We start from the raw sequence: 22935 nt of genomic DNA, 5'->3' as shown, positions 1-22935 counted from the left end.
GGCGTATGTTAGATAAATATTATATGAAAGAAAAAATTGAAGTAGTAAATAGAATAATATTATTTATAGTATTAATTATGCTTTGTATTATTCCAATAATAACACATATACATACTTCAACACAATATAGTCCTATTTATACATTAACAATGTATTCTACAGGGCGAAAAGTTGAACTATTTAATTTTTACAAGGCAATGGTTTTATATATTGGTACTTTTATAGTTTTTGTTTTATCAATGTATAAAATTATATTTTTGAAAGAAGAATTTAAAAGAAAAAAAATTAATATAATATTGTTCATATTAGCAATAGGAGTAATTTTATCCCCAATATTTTCTAAGTATAAGGATATAGCATTGTTTGGAAATTTTGATAGATATGAAGGTGCACTTTCTTGGTTTTGCTATATAGTAATATTTTTTACTTTGTACAATATAAAAATAGAAGAAAAATATTTCAAATATTTCTATTTTGGATTATTTCCATTTCTAATCATAAACTTATTTTTAGTATTGGCTAATTTCTACGGATTTGATGTTCTAAAAAATAGTTTTGTACAGTTTATACTTGGTAGTAGAAATGGAGGAACATTTACAGGAACATTTTGGACAACTCTATACCAGTTTAATTTTATGAGTGGTATTTCAGCAGTGACTTATAGTATGAGTTTTGTATATATGTTATTTGAAGAAGAACATATAAAGAAAATTTTAGCATTATTAGGAACTATTATATCTTTTACTATAGTGGTTACATCAAACTCATTAGGTGGATTTTTAACATCACTAGTCTTAACTCCAATTATAATTGTTTTAGCATGGAGATTTATAAAGAAAAAAGAGTTAACTATCTACACTTCTATTATGTTAGTTTTAAATGGAGCAGTTTACTTGTTACTAAGTATGTATAAAAAATCTATTTATGATGAGACATTTGCTATATTTGCAAAATTAAATAGTATATCAGTTATTATAATACCAATGATTTTAGTACTATTTATTGGGATTATATTTGTTTTAAAATATGTAAATAATAAGAAGTTTTTTGATTATAGTACGATACTTTTTGTTGCGATTGTTTCAATTTCAACTATAGTGTTTTCTTATACTTTAAATAAAGAAAAACAAATATTATCAGAAAATCCAAGTACCAATATATCTAGTATTAAAGATTCACATATTTTCAATAAATTAAATGAGCTTAGTACAGATCGTTTGAATATATGGAGCAGGGCCTTACAATTTATAAATGAAAACCCAGTGATAGGGAATGGATTTGATACTTTTCCATATAGACTTATTAATGAAGACAAGTCTGGAGCTGTTAGTAAATATGGAGAGATTATAGATAAAACCCATAGTTGGTATGTTGAGGTTGCCTATGGTAGTGGCTTAGTTGGTTTAATAGGTTTGGTAGGAATTATAATATCATTATTAAGAAATACATTTTATAAGTATGTAGATCAAGTGAATGATAAATTTACATATATTTTTGCAGCTGCTGTATTAGCATATGCTTTACAAGGGATACTTAATGATAGTTTTGTTGGAACATCTTTGATTTTTTGGGTGTTTGCCGGATTAAGTGCAAATAAAATATTTTTTGAAAAAAACGAAAATAATACAAAATAAATTAAAAAATATATGATAACTTGTTTTATATTCAAAAATTGTTAGTATTACTATTAAATATATTTGGGGGTATATAGTTTGAAAGTTAGTGTGATAATACCAACTAGAAATGCAGAGCAGTATATGGATAGTCTTATAAATAGATTATTGAATCAAACTATAAGACCATCTGAGATAATCGTGATAGATACAGAATCTAATGATAAAACAAAACAAATTTGTATGAAGTATGATATAGTAAAATTTTTTCAAATAAAACAAAATGAATTTAATCATGGAAAAACTAGGAATGAAGCAGCTAAATTAGCCATTGGTGATATATTGGTTTTTATGACTCAAGATGCTTTGCCAGAAGATAGCACACTTATACAGGAACTAATAAATCCACTTTTGAAAAAAAGTGCAGTATGTTCATATGCTAGACAATTACCAAATCTGGATGCAAGTGTACTTGAAGTGTTTTCTAGAAGCTTTAATTATGGAGATGTTGATATAGTTAAGTCTAAAAAAGATATTAGTGTTTTAGGTGTAAAAACTTTTTTCTTTAGCAATGTATGTTCAGCATATCTTAGAGAGGAATTTTTTAAGGTTAATGGATTTCCAGAAAATATGATAATGAATGAAGACATGATAATAGCATATAAGTTTATACAAAATAATAAAAATATTTATTATGCATCTAGTGCTAGAGTGTTACATTCACATAAATACACTTACATTCAACAGTTTAAAAGAAATTTTGATATCGGAGTTGTATTTGCAGATACTAATAGCTATTTTATGAACATAAAATCTGAATCTGAAGGTATTAAGTTTGTAAAAGAAGGATTAAAATACCTAATTAGAAATAATAAGATATGGTTGATTCCATATTTGATAATAGAGAGTGGTTTTAAATTTATTGGATATAGATTTGGAAAAAATTATAAGAAATTACCAAGCTCACTTGTTAAGAAAATGAGTATGCATTCTTTTTATTTTAATGTCAAAGAGTTTTCTACATTAGAAAATAAATTATAAAATCAATTTAAGTATGATATTAATTTATAAGACTAAGTTTTAATTAAAAAACAAAATATGCTTAGTTGACTTTAAATAATAATAATAAAATTAAATACTTAATCAAGTTACAGGAGTGTAAAAATGAATAAATACTTAATAACATTTAAGAGATACAAACCCTTGCTTTATGAGTTTGTTAAAAGAGATATAAAATTAAAATACAGAAATTCTTTTTTAGGTATACTATGGAGTATGATAAATCCTTTAATGACTATGCTTGTGTTAACTTTTATATTTTCAAATATATTTAAAAATTCTATAGAAAATTTTCCGGTATACTGTCTTTCAGGAAGATTATTATACGATTTTTTTTCACAATCTACAAATCAATCTATGAGATCAATAACAGGAAGAAGTTCCTTAATAAAGAAAATATATGTTCCAAAGTACATATATCCTTTATCTAAAGTTATGTCAACATTTATAATATTTGTTATATCTTTAATACCTTTATTTTTGGTTATGATAGTTACTGGTGTTAAATTTAGTGCTATGAATTTACTTATTATATATCCTTTAGTGACTTTATTCATTATATCATTTGGTATAGGATTAATTTTGTCTACAGTGAATGTATTTTTTAGAGATATGGAACACATATATTCAGTTGTATTACTTATAGTTATGTATATGTCAGCCATATTTTATTCTCCAAATATTGTAGACCCAAGGTTTGTTTTTTTTATGAAATTAAATCCAATTTATCCTGCCATATGTGTATTTAGAGATTGCATATTAAATGGATATATTACATCTACAACCAACATTATTTTATGTGCTTTTTATAGTGTAGTATATTTAATAATAGGATTGTTCTTTTTTTACAAGAAGCAAGATAAATTTATATTATATATTTAGGAGAGATGTTAATTATGGGTAATATTACAATAAATATAAAAGATGTATCTATGCACTTTAGAAAGGGAACTCAAAAGATAAACTCAATTAAAGAATATTTTATAAAAAAAATTAAAAAAGAAGTAGAATATGAAAATTTTGTTGCATTAGATAACATTAATTTAGAAATACATAAAGGTGAAGTTGTTGGCTTTGTTGGATTAAATGGAGCTGGTAAAAGTACATTGTTAAAACTGGTTTCTGGTGTACTAAAACCAACTACAGGTTCACTAGAAATTAATGGTCAAGTATCACCTCTTTTAGAACTTGGAGCAGGGTTTGATAATGAGCTTACTGGTAGGGAAAATATAACATTAAATGGATTAATATTAGGATATAGTAAAAGGTTTATAAATGAAAATATAGATAATATAATTGACTTTGCAGAGATAAGAGAATTTATAGATACTCCTATAAAAAATTATTCTTCTGGTATGAAAGCTAGACTTGGGTTTGCTATAGCAACGATAAAAACACCAGAAATATTAATTGTTGATGAAGTATTATCTGTTGGAGATGGTAGATTTAGAAATAAAAGTGAAAATAAAATGTTAGAACTAATAAAATCAGATGCTACAGTACTTTTTGTATCACATTCAATAGATCAAATTAGACGTCTATGTACTAAGGTAGTCTGGTTGGAAAAAGGAAAAGTAAAGATAGTTGGAGATTCAGAAAAAATTTGTAATATGTATAATGAGTATCTAAATAGATAATTTATTTAACTGGAGGAGATAAAAGAAATATGTCATATAAAATAAGTGTTATTATACCAATGTATAATGTAGAGGACTATATACATGAATGCTTAGACTCCATAGTAAATCAAACATTAGGGGTTGACAATATTGAAGTTATTATTGTGAATGACTGCTCTACTGATAAAAGTGTAGAAATAGCATATGAATATGCTAAGCAATATAAATCAATTAAGATTCTTAATAGGTCGGAGAATGGAGGAACTGCTAATTCAAGAAATGATGGTTTGCAATATGCTACAGCAGAGTATATAACCTTTGTTGATTCAGATGATTTTATTTCTTTAAATACATATGAGACAGCTTTAAAAAAAATTAAAGAAAATAAATGTGATTTGTTTATATATGAGTATTTATATTATAGTAAATTTGGTAATACATATGAAAGAAATTTATCAAGTAAGATATTCGAAAAGGAAAGGGTAGTTACTGAGATATGTAATATACCCGAAATAATATTTGCAACTTCTGTATGCAATAAAATATTTTCAAAAAAATTATTTAAAGAATTAAGGTTTCCAATAAATGGTTTTGAAGATGTATTGGTATCAGTATTAACAACTTTTAATGCGAATAAAATCTATATTAGCAACAAATGTAAATACTATTACAGAAAAAGAGAATATAAGAAGAATATTTCTAAGTCTGACAATTATTTACAGAAAAAGAAAAATTATTTTGAACATTTAAATTTAAATTTAGAATTATATAATTTGATAGATCAGTATCCTAAATATAAGTTTATGATAGATTGGTTTAATATGAAAACTTATTTGGTATTTTTATATAATATGTTTAGTAAAAGGATTCTTACTAAAAAAGAAAAAGATAAACTATTTAAAAAAAGTAAAGTATTGTTTGAGAATTCTTCAAATGAATCAATAGATAAATTAGATGATATATTTTTAATAGAACTTGTTGATATTATAGTGAAAAGTAATAATTTTAATATATTTTTTATAAAGATATTAATTCTAAAACTAAAGAATAAAAATTTATTTTCCTTTTTAAGTAGATTTTTAAATATATTAAAGAAACTAGTTCTTATTCTAGCATCAATTATATTATCTATATTTATGAAAGCAAATCCCAAGTATAAAAATGTATGGATAATATCTGAGAGAGGAAATGATGCTAGTGATAATGGATATGTATTTTTTAAGTATTTAAGAGAAAAACATCCAAATATAAATGCATATTATTTGATAAGTAAGAAAAATGAGAAAGATTTTTATAAAGTAAATAAATTAGGACCTGTGATTGAACCCTATACTCTTAAACATGGGATATTGTTTATACTATCTAAAAAACTTGTAACTGCTCATAAAGGAGCTATAGAACCATGGAATTATAAAATTTATAATAAATATCTTTCAGATATATTAGGTAGAAAAAAATATATTTTTTTACAACATGGTATAATTAAAGATGATTTAGTAGATATATTGGGAAGAAAATATACAGAATTTGATTTATTTATTTGTGGTGCAAAGTATGAGTATGATTATGTAAAATCTAAATTTGGATACAAAGATGAAGTTGTATATACAGGGCTTGCTAGATTTGATAATCTTCATGAATTTAAGAATAAGAATCAAATTTTATTAATGCCCACGTGGAGAAAGTATTTATCTAAAAAAAATAAATGTGATGATAGATTGTTTTTAAATTCTAGTTTTTATAAGGTTTATAATAGCTTTATAAATAGTGATGATTTAATTGATTTTTTGGAACTTAACAATTATACTCTTATATTTTATCTTCATCATGAATTTCAAATATATAAACCTTATTTTAATTCAAGGAGTAAAAATATTATCATTGCAAATAGTAGTGAAATTGAATTACAAGATATAATAAAAAGTTCTAACTTATTAATAACTGATTACTCTAGTGTTTATTTTGACTTTGCATATATGAAGAAACCAGTAATATATTATCAATTTGATAGAAAAGATTTTTTTGAAAGACATTATAAAAAAGGATATTTTGATTATTTTGAAAATGGATTTGGTCCTGTATTTGATAAAGAAATAGAGATTATAAATTATTTAAAGCAAATATTTATAAATGATGATTTTGATTTGGAAATTAAGTATTATGAAAGGATGGATAATTTTTTTAAAGTGCATGACAATAAAAATTGTGAAAGAATATATAATGAAATTGTTAAACTTTAATTAAGGGTATGAGTTTATGTGTGAAAAAATGGTTTCGATTATAATTAGGACTCACGACAGGTATGAGTTTCTTAGAATTGCGCTAGAAAGTATCAAAAACCAAGAATACAAAAATATTGAAATTATTATTGTAGAGGATGGTCCAGAAAAATCTAAAGAAAAAATATATAAAGAGTTTGCTGAGTTAAATATAAACTATTATTCAACTGTAGAAAAAGTTGGAAGAGTGAAAGCTGCAAATATAGGACTTGCTGTATCTAAAGGAGAATATATTAATTTTCTTGATGATGACGATATTCTCTTGCCTAATCATGTTAAACTACTTGCTAATATTTTAGATGAATATGCTGAATATGATGCTGTACATTCAAGTTCATATGAACAAAAAATAAAGTACATAGGAGAACAAGTAACTTATATTGCTGTAAAAAAATTTGAAAAATATAATGAACCTTTGAATAAAGAAAAGATATTTTTTGAAAATATGTTTCCTATACAAGCTGTTATGTTTAGAAGAAAATTATATGAAATGTATGGAGGAATGGATGAAAGATTTCATTTATTAGAGGATTGGGAATTATGGATAAGATATAGTATTGAGTCTGAATTTTATTTTTTGAATGCGGTTACATCTATTTATAATATACCTAATGATAGAAAATTGTTAAAAAATAAAAAAGATAGCATGAAAGAATATGAAAATTTAATTTTTAATAAATATATTATTTATATACAGAATAGTAGTTATATAAGAAAGTCAAAACTTAGTGTAGTATTTGAATACATAAATAAGTATGGAGTAAAAAAATTCCTAAAAAAAGTAATGTTTAAAATATAATGACAAAGTTTTAGAAAAGGGGTAAAAATTGTGAACGATTATGATTTTAAATTTTCAATAGTTATACCTGTTTATAATTCTGAAAAATATTTAGAGTGTACTATACGCAGTATAGTAAATCAAGAAAAGATAAACTTTGAAGCGGATGTTCAAATAATTTTAGTTAATGATGGAAGTCTAGATAATTCTGAAGAAATCTGTTTAAAGTATAAAGATTTATATCCAAATAATATCGTATATATATATAAAGAAAATGGTGGTGTATCTTCAGCTAGAAATAAAGGTATAGAATTAGCAGAAGGAAAATACATTAACTTTTTAGATTCTGATGATAAATTTGATGAAAATGTACTTGTAGAGGTTTATAGTTTTTTTGAAGATAATTATGAGGATATAGATTTTGTATCTATACCATTATATTTTTTTGACTTAGAAAACGGAGAGCACATACTTAATGAAAAATTTAATAAAAATAGAGTTATAGATATATTTAAAGAATATAAATCAATACAATTAAGTGCATCTAGTTCTTTTTTTAAAAAAGATATTACTAAAAAAATGTTATTTGATGAAAATTTAAGTTACGCAGAGGATGCAAAATTTATTACAAAGATTTTATTAGAAAAAGGTAAGTTTGGGATTGTTTCAAATGCAAAATATTTCTATAGAAGAAGGGGAAATTTAACGTCTGCTATTCAAAATGGAGTTAGTAGAAAAGAATGGTATAATGAATATATAATTAATTTTTCAATAGATATTTTAAATTATTCAAAAACTAAATTTGGTTTTATACCAAAATATGTACAATACTTAGTAATGTATGATTTACAGTGGAGATTTATTATATCTAATCTAAGTAATGATATATTTAATGATGAGGAAATAATAAGTTTTAAAGAAAATATAAAATATGTTTTATCAGATATAGATGACTCTATTATAATACAACAAAAGTATATTTATCTGGAGCACAAATTATTTTGTATGAATTTAAAGTATGGAAATAACTTGAGGTTAAATAAAATAAATGATAAATGTGATATATATTATGGCATTCATGACAGTTTTATTTATAAATTATCTGATTTTAAACCTAAAATAGACTTTATGCATATAGATAATAATAAATTAATAATAGAAGGATTTTTAGCAGATATAAAATTATTTAAAACAGAAAATATTACAATAATAGCGAAAGCTAATTCTGAGATATATAAAGCTGAAATATTGGACAATGTTAAAAGTCAAAAACATTCATTAGATGAAGTTATAATGGAAAAAAAATACTTTTTAATGAGTATTCCATTATTAGAAAATGTACAAAGTACAGAAATTGAATTGTTTATAAAATCAAATGAAACTGAAATAAAAATAAAACCAAATTTTAATAAATTCGTTCGGTTATTTTCTGATGTTGAGAAATCCTATTTTATAGATAATGGATTTTGTGTAGTTTACCAAAAAGGAAGATTTTCTGTTATTAGAAAGACTTTAAAATCTAAGTTGGGTAGAGAAGTTAGATTTATACAAGAACTTTATAGAAGAAAACAGTATAAAATTGTCATTTTAAGAATTTTTTCATATATATTAAAAAATATAAAAAGAAAAGAAATATGGTTAATAATGGATAGGGTTGATATGGCTGATGATAATGGAGAAGCTTTATTTAGATATACATTGAACAAAAAAGATAATATTAAAAAATATTTTGTAATTGATAAAAAGTCGAAGGATTATAAAAGAATAAAAAAATTAGGTAAAGTATTAAACTTTAATTCCTATAGGCATAAGTTATTCTTAATACTAGCAGATAAAGTTATTTCGTCTCATATTGAAGATAACATAAGATGTGGTTTAGAAAGTGGAGGAAGATATTTGAAAAACTTAATTGATTTTAAATTTGTTTTTTTACAACATGGCATAATAAAAGATGATTTATCTTCATGGTTAAATAGATATAATAAAAATATTAATTTATTTATAACTTCTGCAGAACAAGAATATGATGCTATATTAAATGAAAATTATTATTACAATAAAGACATTGTTAAGTTAACAGGGTTGGCAAGGTATGATTATCTTCATGATTCTAATAAAAAACAAATTGTTATATCTCCTACATGGAGAAAGAATATTGTCAATAATCTTAATATAAATACAGGTAAAAGAGAATATAATGAAAATTTTAAAGAAAGTATCTATTTTAAAGTATATAATAAGTTAATAAATGATAAAAAATTAATAGAATATGCTAAAACATATGGATATAGTATAGTTTTTTTTCCCCATCCAAATATTGAACAACAGCTTAAAGATTTTAAACAAAATGATTTTGTTTTGTTTAAAGATAAAACAACTACATATAATAAATTATTCTCTGAATCTAGTTTATTTATTACAGATTACTCTTCAGTAGTGTTTGATTTTGCATTTTTAAAAAAAGCAGTTATCTATTATCAGTACGATAAAGGAGAAATATTTGAGGACGGTACTCATACATATAAAAGAGGATATTTTGATTATGATACAATGGGATTTGGTGAAGTTTGTTATGAATATAATGATTTAATTAATTTGATAATTGAATATATAGAAAATAACTGCGAAATGAAGACAAAATATATAAATCGTGTAAATAATTTTTATAGATATGTAGATGCTGAAAATTGCCAAAGAATATATGATGAGATAAAAAAAATATGATTACTTATAAAAGATATTATGTATATTTAGATTTAAATTGATAATATTTAAATAAATGTAAATTTATTTTAAAGTATAGAAAATATGCTGTTGAAATCTAAATAAGTATAGGAGGGAAAGTCTATTATGAAATATAGGAAAAAGCTAATTTCAGTAATAATACCTTGTTATAATGAAGAAGAATCTATACCAATTTTTTATGAGGAAATAAAAGATTTATCAAAAAAAATGAATTATATAGATTTTGAATTTATATTTATTGATGATGGATCAAATGATAATTCATTAAAAGAAATTAAATTGTTAAAGTTAATGGATTCAAGAACAAAGTATATATCTTTTTCAAGAAATTTTGGAAAAGAAGCAGCCATGTACGCAGGGTTAAAAAAAAGTAATGGTAATTATAGTGTTATAATTGATGCTGATTTACAACATCCACCAAGATTGATTGAAGATATGTATAAAATTATAAATGAACAAAAATGTGATTGTGTGGCTACAAGAAGAAGTAATAGACATGGTGAACCAATTATAAGAACTATTTTTTCAAAACTTTTTTATAAAATAGTTAATAAAATATCCTCAACTGAAATAATAGATGGTCTACAGATTATAGGTTGATGACTAGAAAGATGATAAATGCTATTTTAGATGTTAAAGAATATCATAGATTTTCAAAAGGAATATTTGAATGGGTTGGATTTAGAAAAGTATGGATATCAATTGAAAATGAAGAAAGAGTAGCAGGGAAAACAACATGGTCTTTTATTGGATTATTAAGATATTCTTTAGAAGGAATTTTAGCTTATTCAACTGTTCCATTATTAGTATCTTCTATACTTGGTATAAGTTTATTTATAATTTCTATTTGTTATGCTTTTTATATAATTATTAAGACTATGATTTGGGGTGAAAGTACAACTGGATGGCCAACTTTAGCTTGTTTAATATTATTTCTATCAGGGATACAATTATTATGTATAGGTGTTGTTGGACAATATTTATCAAAGACATATACTGAGGTTAAGCATAGACCTATGTATATAGTTAATGAAACTGAAAAAGATTTTGAATTGGAGGAAGAAAATGCAGAAATTTAAATTGCATAAAAAAGAAATTTTATTAAACTGTATACTAATTGTATTTTTATTTATGATAACAGCAAGTTTTCCTTATACAGGTGATGATTGGGCATGGGGGAGTTCAATTGGTGTAGAAAGATATAATAGCTTTTTTTATAATTATAATGGGCGATATTTAGGAAATTTAATTGTTTTACTTTTAACAAGATTTAAATTTTTAAGAATAATCTCAGGAAGTATGATTATTTGGGGAATAATAGTTTTGACATATAGATTTTCAAATAAAAAAAATACTACAATTTTTTTAACAACTTGTTTGATAATGTTAATGATTCCTAGACTTATATTTAGAGAAGCTGTTGTTTGGACTTCTGGATTTACAAACTATGCTATATCAGCTTTTACAATTTTAATATTTATATATATGATTAAAGATATTTTTGACAAAAATGAATTGTTTTATTCTAAACAAAAAATTATTTTTTTATTTTTACTATCATTTTGTAATTCTTTAATTGTTGAGCATGTAACTATATATAGTATCCTTATTTCTATATTTGTTATTATTTATAGTTATAAAAAGTTTAAAAGAATTTATACAGCTCAAATTATATATTTTATAGGAGCTACTATAGGAGCAGTAATAATGTTTTCTAATTCAGCATATATATCTATTTTAAATAATAATGATACATATAGACAAGTTCCAAGTGGAGGTTTATATGAGTTTATTTTATCTGCTATACATACTTATTTTAATGTTATATATAAAGAATTGTTTTTAAATAATGTATTTTTAAATCTAGTTCTAGCACTGTTGGCTGTAATAATAATTATGAATAAAAGAAAATTTATTTCTAAAATAAAAAATAATTACATTAGTAATTTAATTTTAACAATTATTATTCTATATGCATTTTATAGTTTGATGGTTAATATAAATAGTAGTTGGCAAATTTTATTAAAATATACCAAATACTTTGAAGGTGTTTTTTCAGTTGCTTATTTTATTTCTATAGGAGTATTAATAAAGGATTTTATAGAGGATAAATTTAGAAGGAATAAAATTTTATTTTTATGGATTAGTATAGTTTTGCTAGTTGCACCATTATTTGTTGTTAAGCCAATAGGAAGTCGTTGTTTCTTTGTTACATATGTAATATTTATGTTAATAATTAATGAAATTTTAAATTTAATAATGTCATGTTCAAATTTAGATTATAAATACATAAACAAATTTATCTCAATATCTATAGCGGGTTTAATGATTTATTATTCAAGTATATATATATATTGCAAAAGAAAATTTTGAACAGTTAAGTTATTTAAAAAGTCAATTGAAATTAAATAGTAGGGAAATTGTTCTAAAAAAACTTCCTTATGAAGAATATTTATGGGTTCCAACTCCACATAAAGATTTATGGAATGAAAGATATAAACTGTTTTATGGTGTACCAAAAGATACAGATATAACATTTGTTTCAAAAGATGAGTGGAAGAAAAATTTTTATAAGAATTAGATTTAAGTATTTGATATTTTAGATAAGTAATTGGAGAAAATTTATGATTTATATAATAATACCAAATTATAATGGATGTAAATATTTAAGAAAATGTATAAATTCTATACTAAAGCAAAGTTATAATTGTTTTAGAATTATAGTTATAGATAATAATTCTAATGATGATTCATATGAGTGGTTAAAAAATTATGAAAATATAATTTTTAAAAAATTGGATAGAAATTATGGTTTTAGTGTTGCTGTTAATGAAGGCATTAAATTGGCCAATTCAGAATATATTGTACTTTTAAATAATGATACAGAAGTAACACATGATTGGTTGAAAAATTTAGTGAAAACAATAAATAATGATGAAAGAATTTTTTCTGTATCATCAAAAATGGTAAGATACAATAACAAGAATGTTATTGACGATGCAGGAGATGATTATAATTTAATAGGTTGGACATTAAAGAGAGGTGATGGTAAGAACATAAAAAGATTTAATAAAAATAAGGAGATATTTAGTTCTTGCGCAGGAGCCGCTATATATAGAAAATGTATATTAGAGAAGATTGGTTATTTTGATGAAAGGTTTTTTGCATATATGGAAGATTTAGATATATGTTATAGAGCTAAAATTAATGGTTATAAAAATGTATATTGCTCAGATGCTGTAGTTTATCATGTTGGTAGTGCTACGACTGGAAGTAAATATAATGAATTCAAAGTTAAGTTGTCTGCAAGAAATAATATATATACAATATATAAGAATATGCCCTTAGTACAATTAATTATGAATTTTCCGTTCCTTTTAATAGGTTTTTTTATAAAACATATATTTTTTATAGTAAAAGGGTTTGGAAAAAGTTACAGAAGTGGAATTACAGAAGGAATAAAGTCATTACATAAAATGAAGAAAGTAGATTTTAGATTTAAAAATTTATTTAATTATTTGAAAATAGAGGTTTTACTAATAGTTAATGTGTTTAGATATATTGTTAGTAAATTCATATAGTAATTAAAGATACATATTTAATAAAAGTTGGCATAAATGATTATTTCTTGAATCTAGTCTATTGCTCTACTAGTTGCTATATATTGATATTTATTGTTTGTATGCATTATAACATAGAAAAATAACTGCTATAGTAAATCTACTTGATTAAATATTTACAGAAAAAGGTGTTTTTATGATAAAAGAAAATCAGAAGCTATTGAATAATATACATATATTACTTGATATGTCTATTACTTTATTATCATTTGTCTTTGCATATTATACAAAATTTTATATATTAAAAGGTATAAATTCAATCGGGACAAAGGGATATGTAGTAACTGCAATCTGTTCTACAGTAATGTACTTTATAATATATAATACTTTAAATTTATATAATACTAAACGAATAAGTAGTATATATACAGAAATAAAGGAAGTTATAACTTCAAATATAATAGGAGCTTTAATATTGATTTTAGTGTTATTTATAGTAAAACTTATAAATTATTCTAGAGTAGTTCTTTTATTGTTTATGATTTATAATACCATATTAACTAGTTTAGTTAGAATAATTATAAGATACATATTACGAAAGTCCAGACTTAAAGGATTTAATCAAAAGCATTGTCTAATAGTTGGGACAACAAAAGCTTCAAAAACATTAGTATCAAAAATTAAAAAAAATGGTCAGTGGGGGTATAATATATTAGGATGCTTAAATGAAAAAGATAATAAAAAAGATGAATTTGAAGGGATGTCTATTTTAGGAGATATAGGTGATATAGAAAATATACTAGATAAAATGTATATAGATATCGTGTTTATAACAATTGATTCAGAGTATTCTTTTAGACTTGGAGAAATAATAAATAAATGTGAAAAAGCTGGCGTTAAGACAAATATAATTCCATATTATTATAACTATGTACCTACAAAGCCATATATAGATGATTTAGATGGATTGCCAATTATTGATATAAGACATGTGCCTTTGGATAATTACTTTAAGAATAGCTGTAAAAGATTATTTGATATATGTTTTTCTTTATTTGCTATATTAATAACATTACCAATAATGTTATTTTCAATAATAATGATAAAGATAACATCTCCTGGTCCAATGATATATAAACAGATAAGAGTTGGATTAAACCGAAAAGATTTTTATATGTATAAATTTAGATCAATGAAAGTTCAAGATGATGAAGATGAAAAAACAAAATGGACGACAAAAAATGACTCAAGAAAAACAAAGTGGGGTTCAATAATGAGGAAAATAAGTATAGATGAACTTCCGCAGTTTTTTAATGTTTTAAAAGGAGAAATGTCAATAGTAGGCCCTAGACCAGAGAGACCATTTTTTGTAAATAAGTTTAAAGATGAAATACCAAAATATATGATTAAGCATCAAGTTAGACCTGGAATAACAGGATGGGCTCAAGTAAATGGATATAGAGGAGATACATCAATAGAAAAAAGAATAGAACATGATTTATATTATATAGAAAATTGGTCATTTTTATTTGATATAAAAATAATACTTTTAACTATATTTAAAGGTATATCAAACAAGAATGCTTATTAGTTTATAATGAGGAGTGATGTATTGGAATATGTAAATTTAGTATTTTTTTCTATGATACCAATAATAGAACTTAGAGGAGCAATTCCTATAGGAATTTCTTTAAATTTGAATCCCCTGTTAGTATATTTATCATGTCTAATAGGATCTACATTCATTGGAATACCTATAATATTAACTTTTAGATATATATTAAATTATTTAAAATTAAAAGGATACTTTTGCGTATTTACTAATTCCATAGAGAATAAAATTCATAGCAGAGCAAGAAAATTAAAATCTTTGAGTGTTATAGGTTTAATTTTATTTGTTGGAATACCTCTTCCAACCACAGGCGCATGGAGTGCAGCAGGTATAGCATCATTGTTAGAGATGAGATTAAAAGATGCAATACTAGGAATATTTTTAGGAAATGCACTATCAGGCCTTATTATATTTATTGTGTCATATCATATATTTTAAAAAAGATATACACGAATATTCTATATCATGAGGAAGAGTTTTCAAAAAATAGAGCTCATGGTGGATAATTGAGCAAAGAAAAAGAAATAATATTAAAATATTTTAAAGTATTATCCAAGTGTAAAAGTAAAGTCAGTTATTCCATACAAAGTAAGTGGTATACATGAAGAACATAGAACATTGGGAGAGATGGTATTAAAGTTGGAAGGAAAAATAAAAGGTTTAAGGTTCTATATAAAAGCTCATAACTGTAAATATTTTATAAATGTTAATCAAAATGTTAGAGTGTAGAAAGTATTAAATGTCAATGAAGAGATATGAAAAGTGGAATCCTGAGAAAAGTTAATATGCAATAGGGTATCATTCTGTAAAGTATCACTTTAATGAATCAAAATTAAATAAGACACAATATGGGTCTTTAAAATAAAGTGTGTATTCTTCTAAAAAATGATGATAATTAAAATATTAAATATCACTATATAAAAGGAAGGTGCACACTTTTTATGTTTAACAAAAACGAAATATTAAAAAAACTTATTGAAGAATACGATGTTAAAACAACTACAGACATACAAGACATGTTAAAGGATTTATTTGCAAGTACAATTCATCAAATGTTAGAAGCGGAGCTTGGTGACCATCTAGGTTATGATAGGTATGATAATAAGAATAAAAATACTAAAAACTCTAGAAATTGATATAGAAATAAAAATGTTAAATCAGATTTTGGAAAAACAACTTTAAATATTCCAAGAGACCGAAATGGAGATTTTGAACCAAAGATAATTAGAAACTATGAAAATGATATATCAGGAATAGAGAACCAGGTGATTGGAATAGTATTTAAAAGGTATGCCCACTCGAGATATATCAAGTAATCTTAAAAGTATTTATGGAATAGATATATATCATTAACTAATAGCTAAAATTACTGATAGAGTTATACCTTTAGCTCATTAATGGCAAAATAGACCACTTGATATGATTTATCCAATTGTATTTATGAATGCTATACATTACAAAGTTAGAAGTGAAGGTAGAATAATAAACAAAGCAGCATATATAGCTATTGGTATTAACTTAGAAGGTATAAAGGAGGTTTTAGGAATATGGATTGGAGAAAATGAAAGTTCAAAGTATTGGTTAAAGGTACTCACAGATGTTAGAAACAGAGGAGTTAAGGATATATTAATAGCTTCTGTAGATGGGCTAGTTGGATTTTCTGATGCAATTAAAGCAGTATTTCCCGATACTGAAATACAAAGATGTGTTGTGCATCAAATTAGAAATACTTTTAAATATGTATCATATAAAAATAGAAAAGAATTTGCAAAAGATTTAAAGAAAGTATATGCTGCAATTACAGAAGAGGTAGCGTTAAGTGAGCTATCGCTCTTAGAGGAAAAATGGGGTAACCAATATGCGATAGCATTAAGAAGTTGGCGAAGCAATTGGAATGAGCTAGCAACATACTTTAAATATCCTCAAGAGATAAGAACATTGATATATACTACAAATTCAATGGAAAGTTACAATAGATTATTAAGAAAAGTTACTAAATCGAAGTCTATTTTTCCTTCGGATGATTCTTTGCACAAATCATTATACTTAGCAACTATGGATATTTCTGAAAAATGGACTCAGAAAATTAGAAATTGGACTCAAATTTTAGCTCATTTAAGTATTTATTTTGAAGAAAGAAATCTAACTCTAAATTAATAAAGAAATATTTCAAAAAAATCAAGAAATTTTCTTAAAGGGGTAATAATTTTTGCAAAAATGGAAAAAATATCAAAATAAGGCTATGATTTTTAAAGCCATAGCCTTACCAATAAATGTTTAATTATCACTTAAAAAATAAATTTTTATTTAAAGAATACACATAAATATTTCCAGACTCCACAATATGTAGACACACCTTAAATTTGTTAATGAATTTTTATATTTAGAATTAGATAAGAGATATTATAAAAGTTTTAAACTTTTATAATATCTCTTATCTAATATGATGGAGTTAAATTTTATTCTTGAAAATTATAGCCTTGCTAAATAAAAAATTTAAAATAACAACAATTATATTAGTAAGTATTTTTACAATAAAGTCATTTATTAAGAGAAAATTAATCATTATATACATAATTAACATTTCAGTGATTCCAGATATTAGTCTACAGCTTACAAAAGATGTAAATTCTTTTATAAAAAAAATGAAATCAGTTTTTTTACTGTTAAATACAAAAAATTTATTAGTTAAATATGCGAATAAGATTGAAAATAACCATGCTAAAAAATTTGCAATTAAAAAATCTAAATCTACAATTCTAGTAAAAAATAAATATGTAATCATATTTACAAGTGTAGTTAATACTCCAAAAAATAAATATAATATTATTTCTTTGTATCTTTTTAAAATCAATATATAATTCCTCCCCATATATCAATATTCCTAAATAATATAATTAATATCCAATATAACATAATTATTAACTAGTATGCAAATAAAAGTTATTATAATAAAAATAAAATATGACCTTGATTTAGAAATCTGATATAATAAAAATTAAATACATATAAGGGGGTAAACATGAAAAAGTATAAATCAAAAAAATTGTCAAAGCTACTGGCATTGTTGACAGTTTGTTTTTTAATAGTGTCAACAATACCTATCTCAGCAGAAAACAATAAAACTCTGAATGGAGTAGAAACTGCAGAGTACTCTGAAAGTTATCTTCAATATCTAGAAGATGTCAAAAATGGAGACACAGCTAAATATAATGGAGTAATACCAGTTCCGCATGAAATGGAAGGTACAATACTTCACAATAAGGGAAGAAGCACTCTTCCATCATCATACAAATCAAGTGCATCATACAATCCAATGAATTTAGGATTGACTACACCAGCAAAAAATCAGGGAGACCTTAACACATGTTGGGCATTTTCTAGTATGTCAACTTTAGAGTCATACCTAAAGCTAAAAGGCTATGGAACATATGACCTTTCAGAAGAGCACTTTAGATGGTGGTCAACTGGTGGAACACATGGATGGAATGTAGATGATATGTCAGGTAGTTCAAATGTAACAGCTATAGGATATCTGACTGCATGGGCAGGTCCTAAGTTAGAAAAGGATATACCATATAATCTTAAATCTGAGGTGCAAGGTGCAACTAGACCTTCAAATATGGATACTGCATCTACACAATTTAATGTAACAGATGTTGTTCGTCTTAATAAAGATAAGGAAACTGTAAAAAATGCTATAATGCAGTATGGTGCAGTGACATCTGGATATGCACATTATTCAAGATATTTTAATGATGATGAAACAGCATATAATTGTAATGATAGAAGTGTGCCTTTGAATCACTCTGTAGCGATAGTAGGATGGGATGATAATTATTCAAAAGATAATTTTGCATCTGATGTAAAACCAGAATCAAATGGAGCGTGGTTAGTAAAAAGCAGTTGGGGAGAGTTTAATTCTATGAAAGGATTCTTCTGGATTTCTTATGAAGATAAAACTCTACTAACAGATACTGATAACTATGCAATGAAATCTGTATCAAAACCAGATAGTGACAAAAAGATGTACCAACTTGAATATGCTGGTCTTAGCAAAATAATGTCAAATAAAGTAACAGCAGCAAATGTGTTTGATTTTAACAGAGACTCTGAAAAACTTGACTCTGTTATGTTTGAAACAGACTCTGTAGGAGCAAAATATGAAGTATATTATGCACCAGTAGTAAATGGAGTTCCTCAAAATAACTCAATGACAAAACTTGCAAATGGAACAGTATCATATTCTGGATACATAAATGTACCTACTAATTCTTACAGCTTACCAAAAGGTAAAGGGGCAATAGTAGTAGTTATAGACAACACAGCAAATCCTAATAGGGAAAAATCAACTTTAGCATATGAAACTGACATAGATGGATACTATCTATATGAAGCTAAAGCAAACTTAGGTGAAAGTTACATACTTCAAAATAATAAATTTGAAGATATAAATACATATAGTGAATTTTCTCCTTGTAACTTTGTTATAAAAGCTATAACAAAAACATCTTCTGGACAAGCTACTTCAGGAGAATCTTTAACTGGAGCAGATAGATATGAAACAGCAGTTAAAGTTAGTCAAAAAGGATGGAGTTCTTCACAAAATGCAGTACTAGTAAATGGAAACGTAATAGTGGATGCTTTAACAGCAACTCCATTTACAGCAGCAATCGACTCTCCAATTCTTTTAACAGGAAAAGATAACTTAGATTCAAAAACTAAGGCAGAGTTACAAAGATTAGGAACTAAAAAAGTTTATCTAATAGGTGGAGAAGATTCTTTAAGTAAGAATGTACAAACTCAACTTAGCAATATGGGTATATCAGTAGAAAGAATTTCAGGTAGCGATAGATATAAGACTAGTATATCTCTAGCTCAAAAGCTAAACAGTATAAAATCTGTTTCACAAGTTGCAGTGGCAAATGGTGTAAATGGGCTTCCAGATGCAATAAGTGTTGGTGCAGCAGCTGCTGATAATAATATGCCAATAATACTTACTAATGAAAAGAGTGAGTTACAAGGTGCTGATGAATTTTTAAATTCATCAAAAATAACTAAGTCTTATATAATTGGTGGTACAGCTATTTTATCATCAAATTTAGAAAGTAAGCTTTCAAATCCAACAAGACTTGCAGGAAGTAATAGAAATGAAACTAATGCTAAGATAATAGATAAATTTTATACTAGTTCAGATTTAAAATATGCTTTTGTTGTTAAAGATGGTTCAAAGAGTCAAGGAGACTTGATAGATGGACTAGCAGTAGGAGCATTAGGTGCTAAAACTGATTCACCAGTAGTTCTAGTTGGGAATAAGTTAGAGGAAAGTCAAAAAACTGTACTTAAGTCTAAGAAAATAGAAACTCCTATTAGAGTTGGTGGAAATGGAAATGAAAGTGCTTTTAATGAACTAAATACTCTTTTAGGAAAATAGTGAATAGAAAGATAATAAATCGATATGTTTTATTATTAAAATATTTTAATAAAAGTTTATAAATATGAAATAGCAAAAATAGAGTGCCTTAAAATGGAGTGCCCTAAAATGAACTTTTTAGTTCATGAGGCACTCTTTTTTGTATGAAATTAAATATATTTTCATCATTTCAACAATGAGAAAGAGCGTATATCTATTTTAAGACAGCATATTTTTTGTTGAGAAAAAATGTAATAATTTTAAACTGTAAAATAGTGTAAATATATTTTATAATATAAATATAGTAAGATTTTAAACAAAATAAGGGGGAATAATAATGAAAGCACCAAAAACTATTTTAACAATACTGACAATAGCGCTTACTTTAAGTAGCATTTCTATAATACCATCATATGCACTTACAGAGGAAAAACTAATAGGTAATGGTAGATACGAAACTGCTGTAAAGATAAGTCAAAAGGCATACAGTTCTAGTTCTAATGTAGTGTTGGTTAATGATAATTCATTAGCTGATGCACTTTCAGCTACACCATTTGCAAAAGCTAAAGGAGCACCAATACTTTTGACAGAAAGTGATAAACTAGATGATAGAACTGAAGAAGAGATAAAGCGTTTAGGAGCTAAAGATATTTATTTAATAGGTGGTACTGCTGTACTTAATAAAGATATAGAGAGCAAATTAAAAAGTGAGGGACTTAATGTAGAAAGAATTAATGGTAAGGACAGATATGAAACTTCACTGATTTTGGCTAATAAGCTTAAGGATATAAAAGATATTAAGGAAGTTACTGTGGTAAATGGTGAAAAAGGATTGAGTGATGCTGTTAGCGTTGGAGCACCAGCAGCTCAAAATAAGATGCCTATAATTTTATCTAGCCCTCAGGATGGGGTAGAAGCCTTTGATAAATTTATAAGAGATGAGAAAGTTATAAAAGCATATGTAATTGGAGGTACAAATTCTGTTTCAAGAGCTGTGGAAAAGAGCCTTCCTAATGCAGAAAGATTGAGTGGAAAGGATAGAAATGAGACTAATGCTAAAGTTATAGAAAAGTTTTATTCTGATACGAATTTAAGCAATCTATATGTGACTAAGGATGGTAGCAAAAATGAAAATCAATTAATAGACTCGTTAGCAGTTGGAGTGTTGGCTGCAAAAAATGAATCTCCTGTTGTTTTGGTTGGTGATAAATTAAATACAAAACAGAGAGATATACTTAGTACTAAAAAATTAAGTATTATAACGCAGGTAGGTGGAAGTGGAAATGAAGAGGCTTTTGACGAGATTAAGAGTTTACAAGAAAAAACTGTATTTGAAGCCAAAACAGTTGAGGAATTAACTGATATGATGAATATCGCAAGTCCTAATGACATTATTAACTTTAGCCCCAAAGAAGATACTGTAAATGAAGCTTTTAGGATGGTAACAAATAAACCAATAACTGTGAATATAAATAGGGATTGCTTAAAAACTATTACAATAGATATGCCTAATGGTGAAGTAAATAACTATGCTACTTTGGTAAATGTTATAGTTAGAAATATTGGAGAAGGTGGATTTAATAATCATGATACAATAACTATATTGTCAGTTCGTGACAAAAATGGTAGAGTTATAGAAAATACTAGAAATTCAGATATAGAAACAATGATGATATTAGCTTCTGCTAATGATACAAAATTGATTAATGATGGTTATATAGGAAAGCTTATAGATAACTCATCTAATAGTGACATTACTAATCATGGAACTATAGATAAAAAAGTTAATCAGCTTGAGGATTTAGAGGCTAAGGTCGATTCAATTGAAAAAGCTATAGATTCTATAAGCCAGAAAATCAATAAAATACAAGATATACTAGATAAGCTTGGATTTCTAAAGAAATTTCTTAGCTAAAAATATGTATATTTAAGTGAACTGTGTGTTGGAATTATATCTGAAGTTATATAGTTAAATATATTTATAGATAAATAGGCTTATAACTAAATATATAGTTCAATATATGTTTAAATAAATTTTGGGGAGGTAACATGGGGAGCGGAATTGAATGTAACAAAAAAATACATAAAAGTATTGACAAAACTAGAATAAAGAAAAATAATCTAAATAGCAATAGCAATAGCAATAGCAATAGCAATAGCAATAGCAATAGCAATAGCAATAGCAATAGCAATAGCAATAGCAATAGCAATAGCAATAGCAATAGCAATAGCAATAGCAATAGCAATAGCAATAGCA

At 25.0% G+C, this 22935-nt stretch carries 17 protein-coding genes and 1 pseudogene; 17 read left to right on the top strand and 1 reads right to left on the bottom strand.

Going from position 1 to position 22935, the window contains the following annotated elements; genetic code table 11:
* Positions 1 to 5: 5 nt before the first annotated feature.
* The 15 genes and pseudogenes from IR152_RS15625 (at position 6) to IR152_RS15560 (ending at position 17422) form a co-directional block, all read left to right on the top strand.
* Positions 6 to 1634, top strand: coding sequence for an O-antigen ligase family protein (locus tag IR152_RS15625; protein WP_227452847.1), 1629 nt, complete (start codon positions 6 to 8; stop codon positions 1632 to 1634).
* 78 nt (positions 1635 to 1712) lie between these two features.
* A complete protein-coding gene (locus tag IR152_RS15620; protein WP_227452846.1) occupies positions 1713 to 2654 on the top strand; it encodes a glycosyltransferase family 2 protein in 942 nt (313 codons plus the stop codon).
* A gap of 123 nt (positions 2655 to 2777) precedes the next feature.
* Positions 2778 to 3554: an ABC transporter permease gene (locus IR152_RS15615; protein WP_227452845.1), complete on the top strand. Its 777-nt coding sequence runs from the start codon at positions 2778 to 2780 to the stop codon at positions 3552 to 3554.
* 14 nt (positions 3555 to 3568) lie between these two features.
* A complete protein-coding gene (locus tag IR152_RS15610; protein WP_227452844.1) occupies positions 3569 to 4309 on the top strand; it encodes an ABC transporter ATP-binding protein in 741 nt (246 codons plus the stop codon).
* 29 nt (positions 4310 to 4338) lie between these two features.
* Positions 4339 to 6531 carry a CDP-glycerol glycerophosphotransferase family protein gene (locus tag IR152_RS15605; RefSeq protein WP_227452843.1) on the top strand — a complete coding sequence of 731 codons (2193 nt, stop codon included), beginning with the start codon at positions 4339 to 4341 and terminating at the stop codon, positions 6529 to 6531.
* A 16-nt stretch (positions 6532 to 6547) separates the two neighbouring features.
* Positions 6548 to 7369, top strand: a complete 822-nt coding sequence (locus IR152_RS15600) for a glycosyltransferase (RefSeq protein ID WP_227452842.1) — start codon at positions 6548 to 6550, stop codon at positions 7367 to 7369.
* A 30-nt stretch (positions 7370 to 7399) separates the two neighbouring features.
* Positions 7400 to 10072: a CDP-glycerol glycerophosphotransferase family protein gene (locus tag IR152_RS20310; RefSeq protein ID WP_227452841.1), complete on the top strand. Its 2673-nt coding sequence runs from the start codon at positions 7400 to 7402 to the stop codon at positions 10070 to 10072.
* 126 nt (positions 10073 to 10198) lie between these two features.
* Complete coding sequence (locus IR152_RS20305) at positions 10199 to 10693, top strand: glycosyltransferase family 2 protein (RefSeq protein WP_311315449.1); 495 nt, start codon at positions 10199 to 10201, stop codon at positions 10691 to 10693.
* The gene (locus tag IR152_RS20300; RefSeq protein WP_311315448.1) at positions 10693 to 11172 is read left to right on the top strand and encodes a hypothetical protein; all 480 of its coding nucleotides are present in this window, start codon (positions 10693 to 10695) and stop codon (positions 11170 to 11172) included. The genes IR152_RS20305 and IR152_RS20300 overlap by 1 nt, the downstream gene beginning before the upstream one ends.
* Positions 11159 to 12466 carry a DUF6056 family protein gene (locus IR152_RS15585; RefSeq protein WP_227452840.1) on the top strand — a complete coding sequence of 436 codons (1308 nt, stop codon included), beginning with the start codon at positions 11159 to 11161 and terminating at the stop codon, positions 12464 to 12466. The genes IR152_RS20300 and IR152_RS15585 overlap by 14 nt, the downstream gene beginning before the upstream one ends.
* A 25-nt stretch (positions 12467 to 12491) precedes the next feature.
* Positions 12492 to 12674 (top strand): hypothetical protein, encoded by a 183-nt coding sequence (locus tag IR152_RS15580; protein WP_227452839.1) that lies wholly within the window; start codon positions 12492 to 12494, stop codon positions 12672 to 12674.
* 43 nt (positions 12675 to 12717) lie between these two features.
* On the top strand, positions 12718 to 13674 hold the full coding sequence (locus IR152_RS15575; RefSeq protein WP_227452838.1) for a glycosyltransferase family 2 protein: 957 nt from the start codon (positions 12718 to 12720) through the stop codon (positions 13672 to 13674).
* A gap of 199 nt (positions 13675 to 13873) precedes the next feature.
* Positions 13874 to 15244, top strand: a complete 1371-nt coding sequence (locus tag IR152_RS15570; RefSeq protein ID WP_227452837.1) for an undecaprenyl-phosphate glucose phosphotransferase — start codon at positions 13874 to 13876, stop codon at positions 15242 to 15244.
* Between the two features lie 21 nt (positions 15245 to 15265).
* Positions 15266 to 15703 carry a COG2426 family protein gene (locus tag IR152_RS15565; RefSeq protein WP_227452836.1) on the top strand — a complete coding sequence of 146 codons (438 nt, stop codon included), beginning with the start codon at positions 15266 to 15268 and terminating at the stop codon, positions 15701 to 15703.
* A gap of 503 nt (positions 15704 to 16206) precedes the next feature.
* Positions 16207 to 17422, top strand: a pseudogene (locus IR152_RS15560) (IS256 family transposase).
* 295 nt (positions 17423 to 17717) lie between these two features.
* Here the strand turns inward: IR152_RS15560 and IR152_RS15555 are convergent.
* The gene (locus tag IR152_RS15555; protein WP_227452835.1) at positions 17718 to 18137 is read right to left on the bottom strand and encodes a GtrA family protein; all 420 of its coding nucleotides are present in this window, start codon (positions 18135 to 18137) and stop codon (positions 17718 to 17720) included.
* A 150-nt stretch (positions 18138 to 18287) separates the two neighbouring features.
* Between IR152_RS15555 and IR152_RS15550 the strand changes: the two genes are divergently transcribed.
* Both IR152_RS15550 and IR152_RS15545 read left to right on the top strand, forming a co-directional pair.
* A complete protein-coding gene (locus IR152_RS15550; RefSeq protein ID WP_227452834.1) occupies positions 18288 to 20699 on the top strand; it encodes a cell wall-binding cysteine protease Cwp84 in 2412 nt (803 codons plus the stop codon).
* 316 nt (positions 20700 to 21015) lie between these two features.
* Positions 21016 to 22593 (top strand): cell wall-binding protein Cwp5, encoded by a 1578-nt coding sequence (locus IR152_RS15545; RefSeq protein WP_227452833.1) that lies wholly within the window; start codon positions 21016 to 21018, stop codon positions 22591 to 22593.
* The last annotated feature ends 342 nt before the right edge of the window (positions 22594 to 22935 follow it).

It is taken from the genome of Clostridioides sp. ES-S-0108-01 (genome assembly GCF_020662285.1).
In the GTDB taxonomy this organism is placed as follows: Bacteria; Bacillota; Clostridia; order Peptostreptococcales; family Peptostreptococcaceae; genus Clostridioides.
This window is presented reverse-complemented; position numbering and strand designations above follow the sequence as displayed.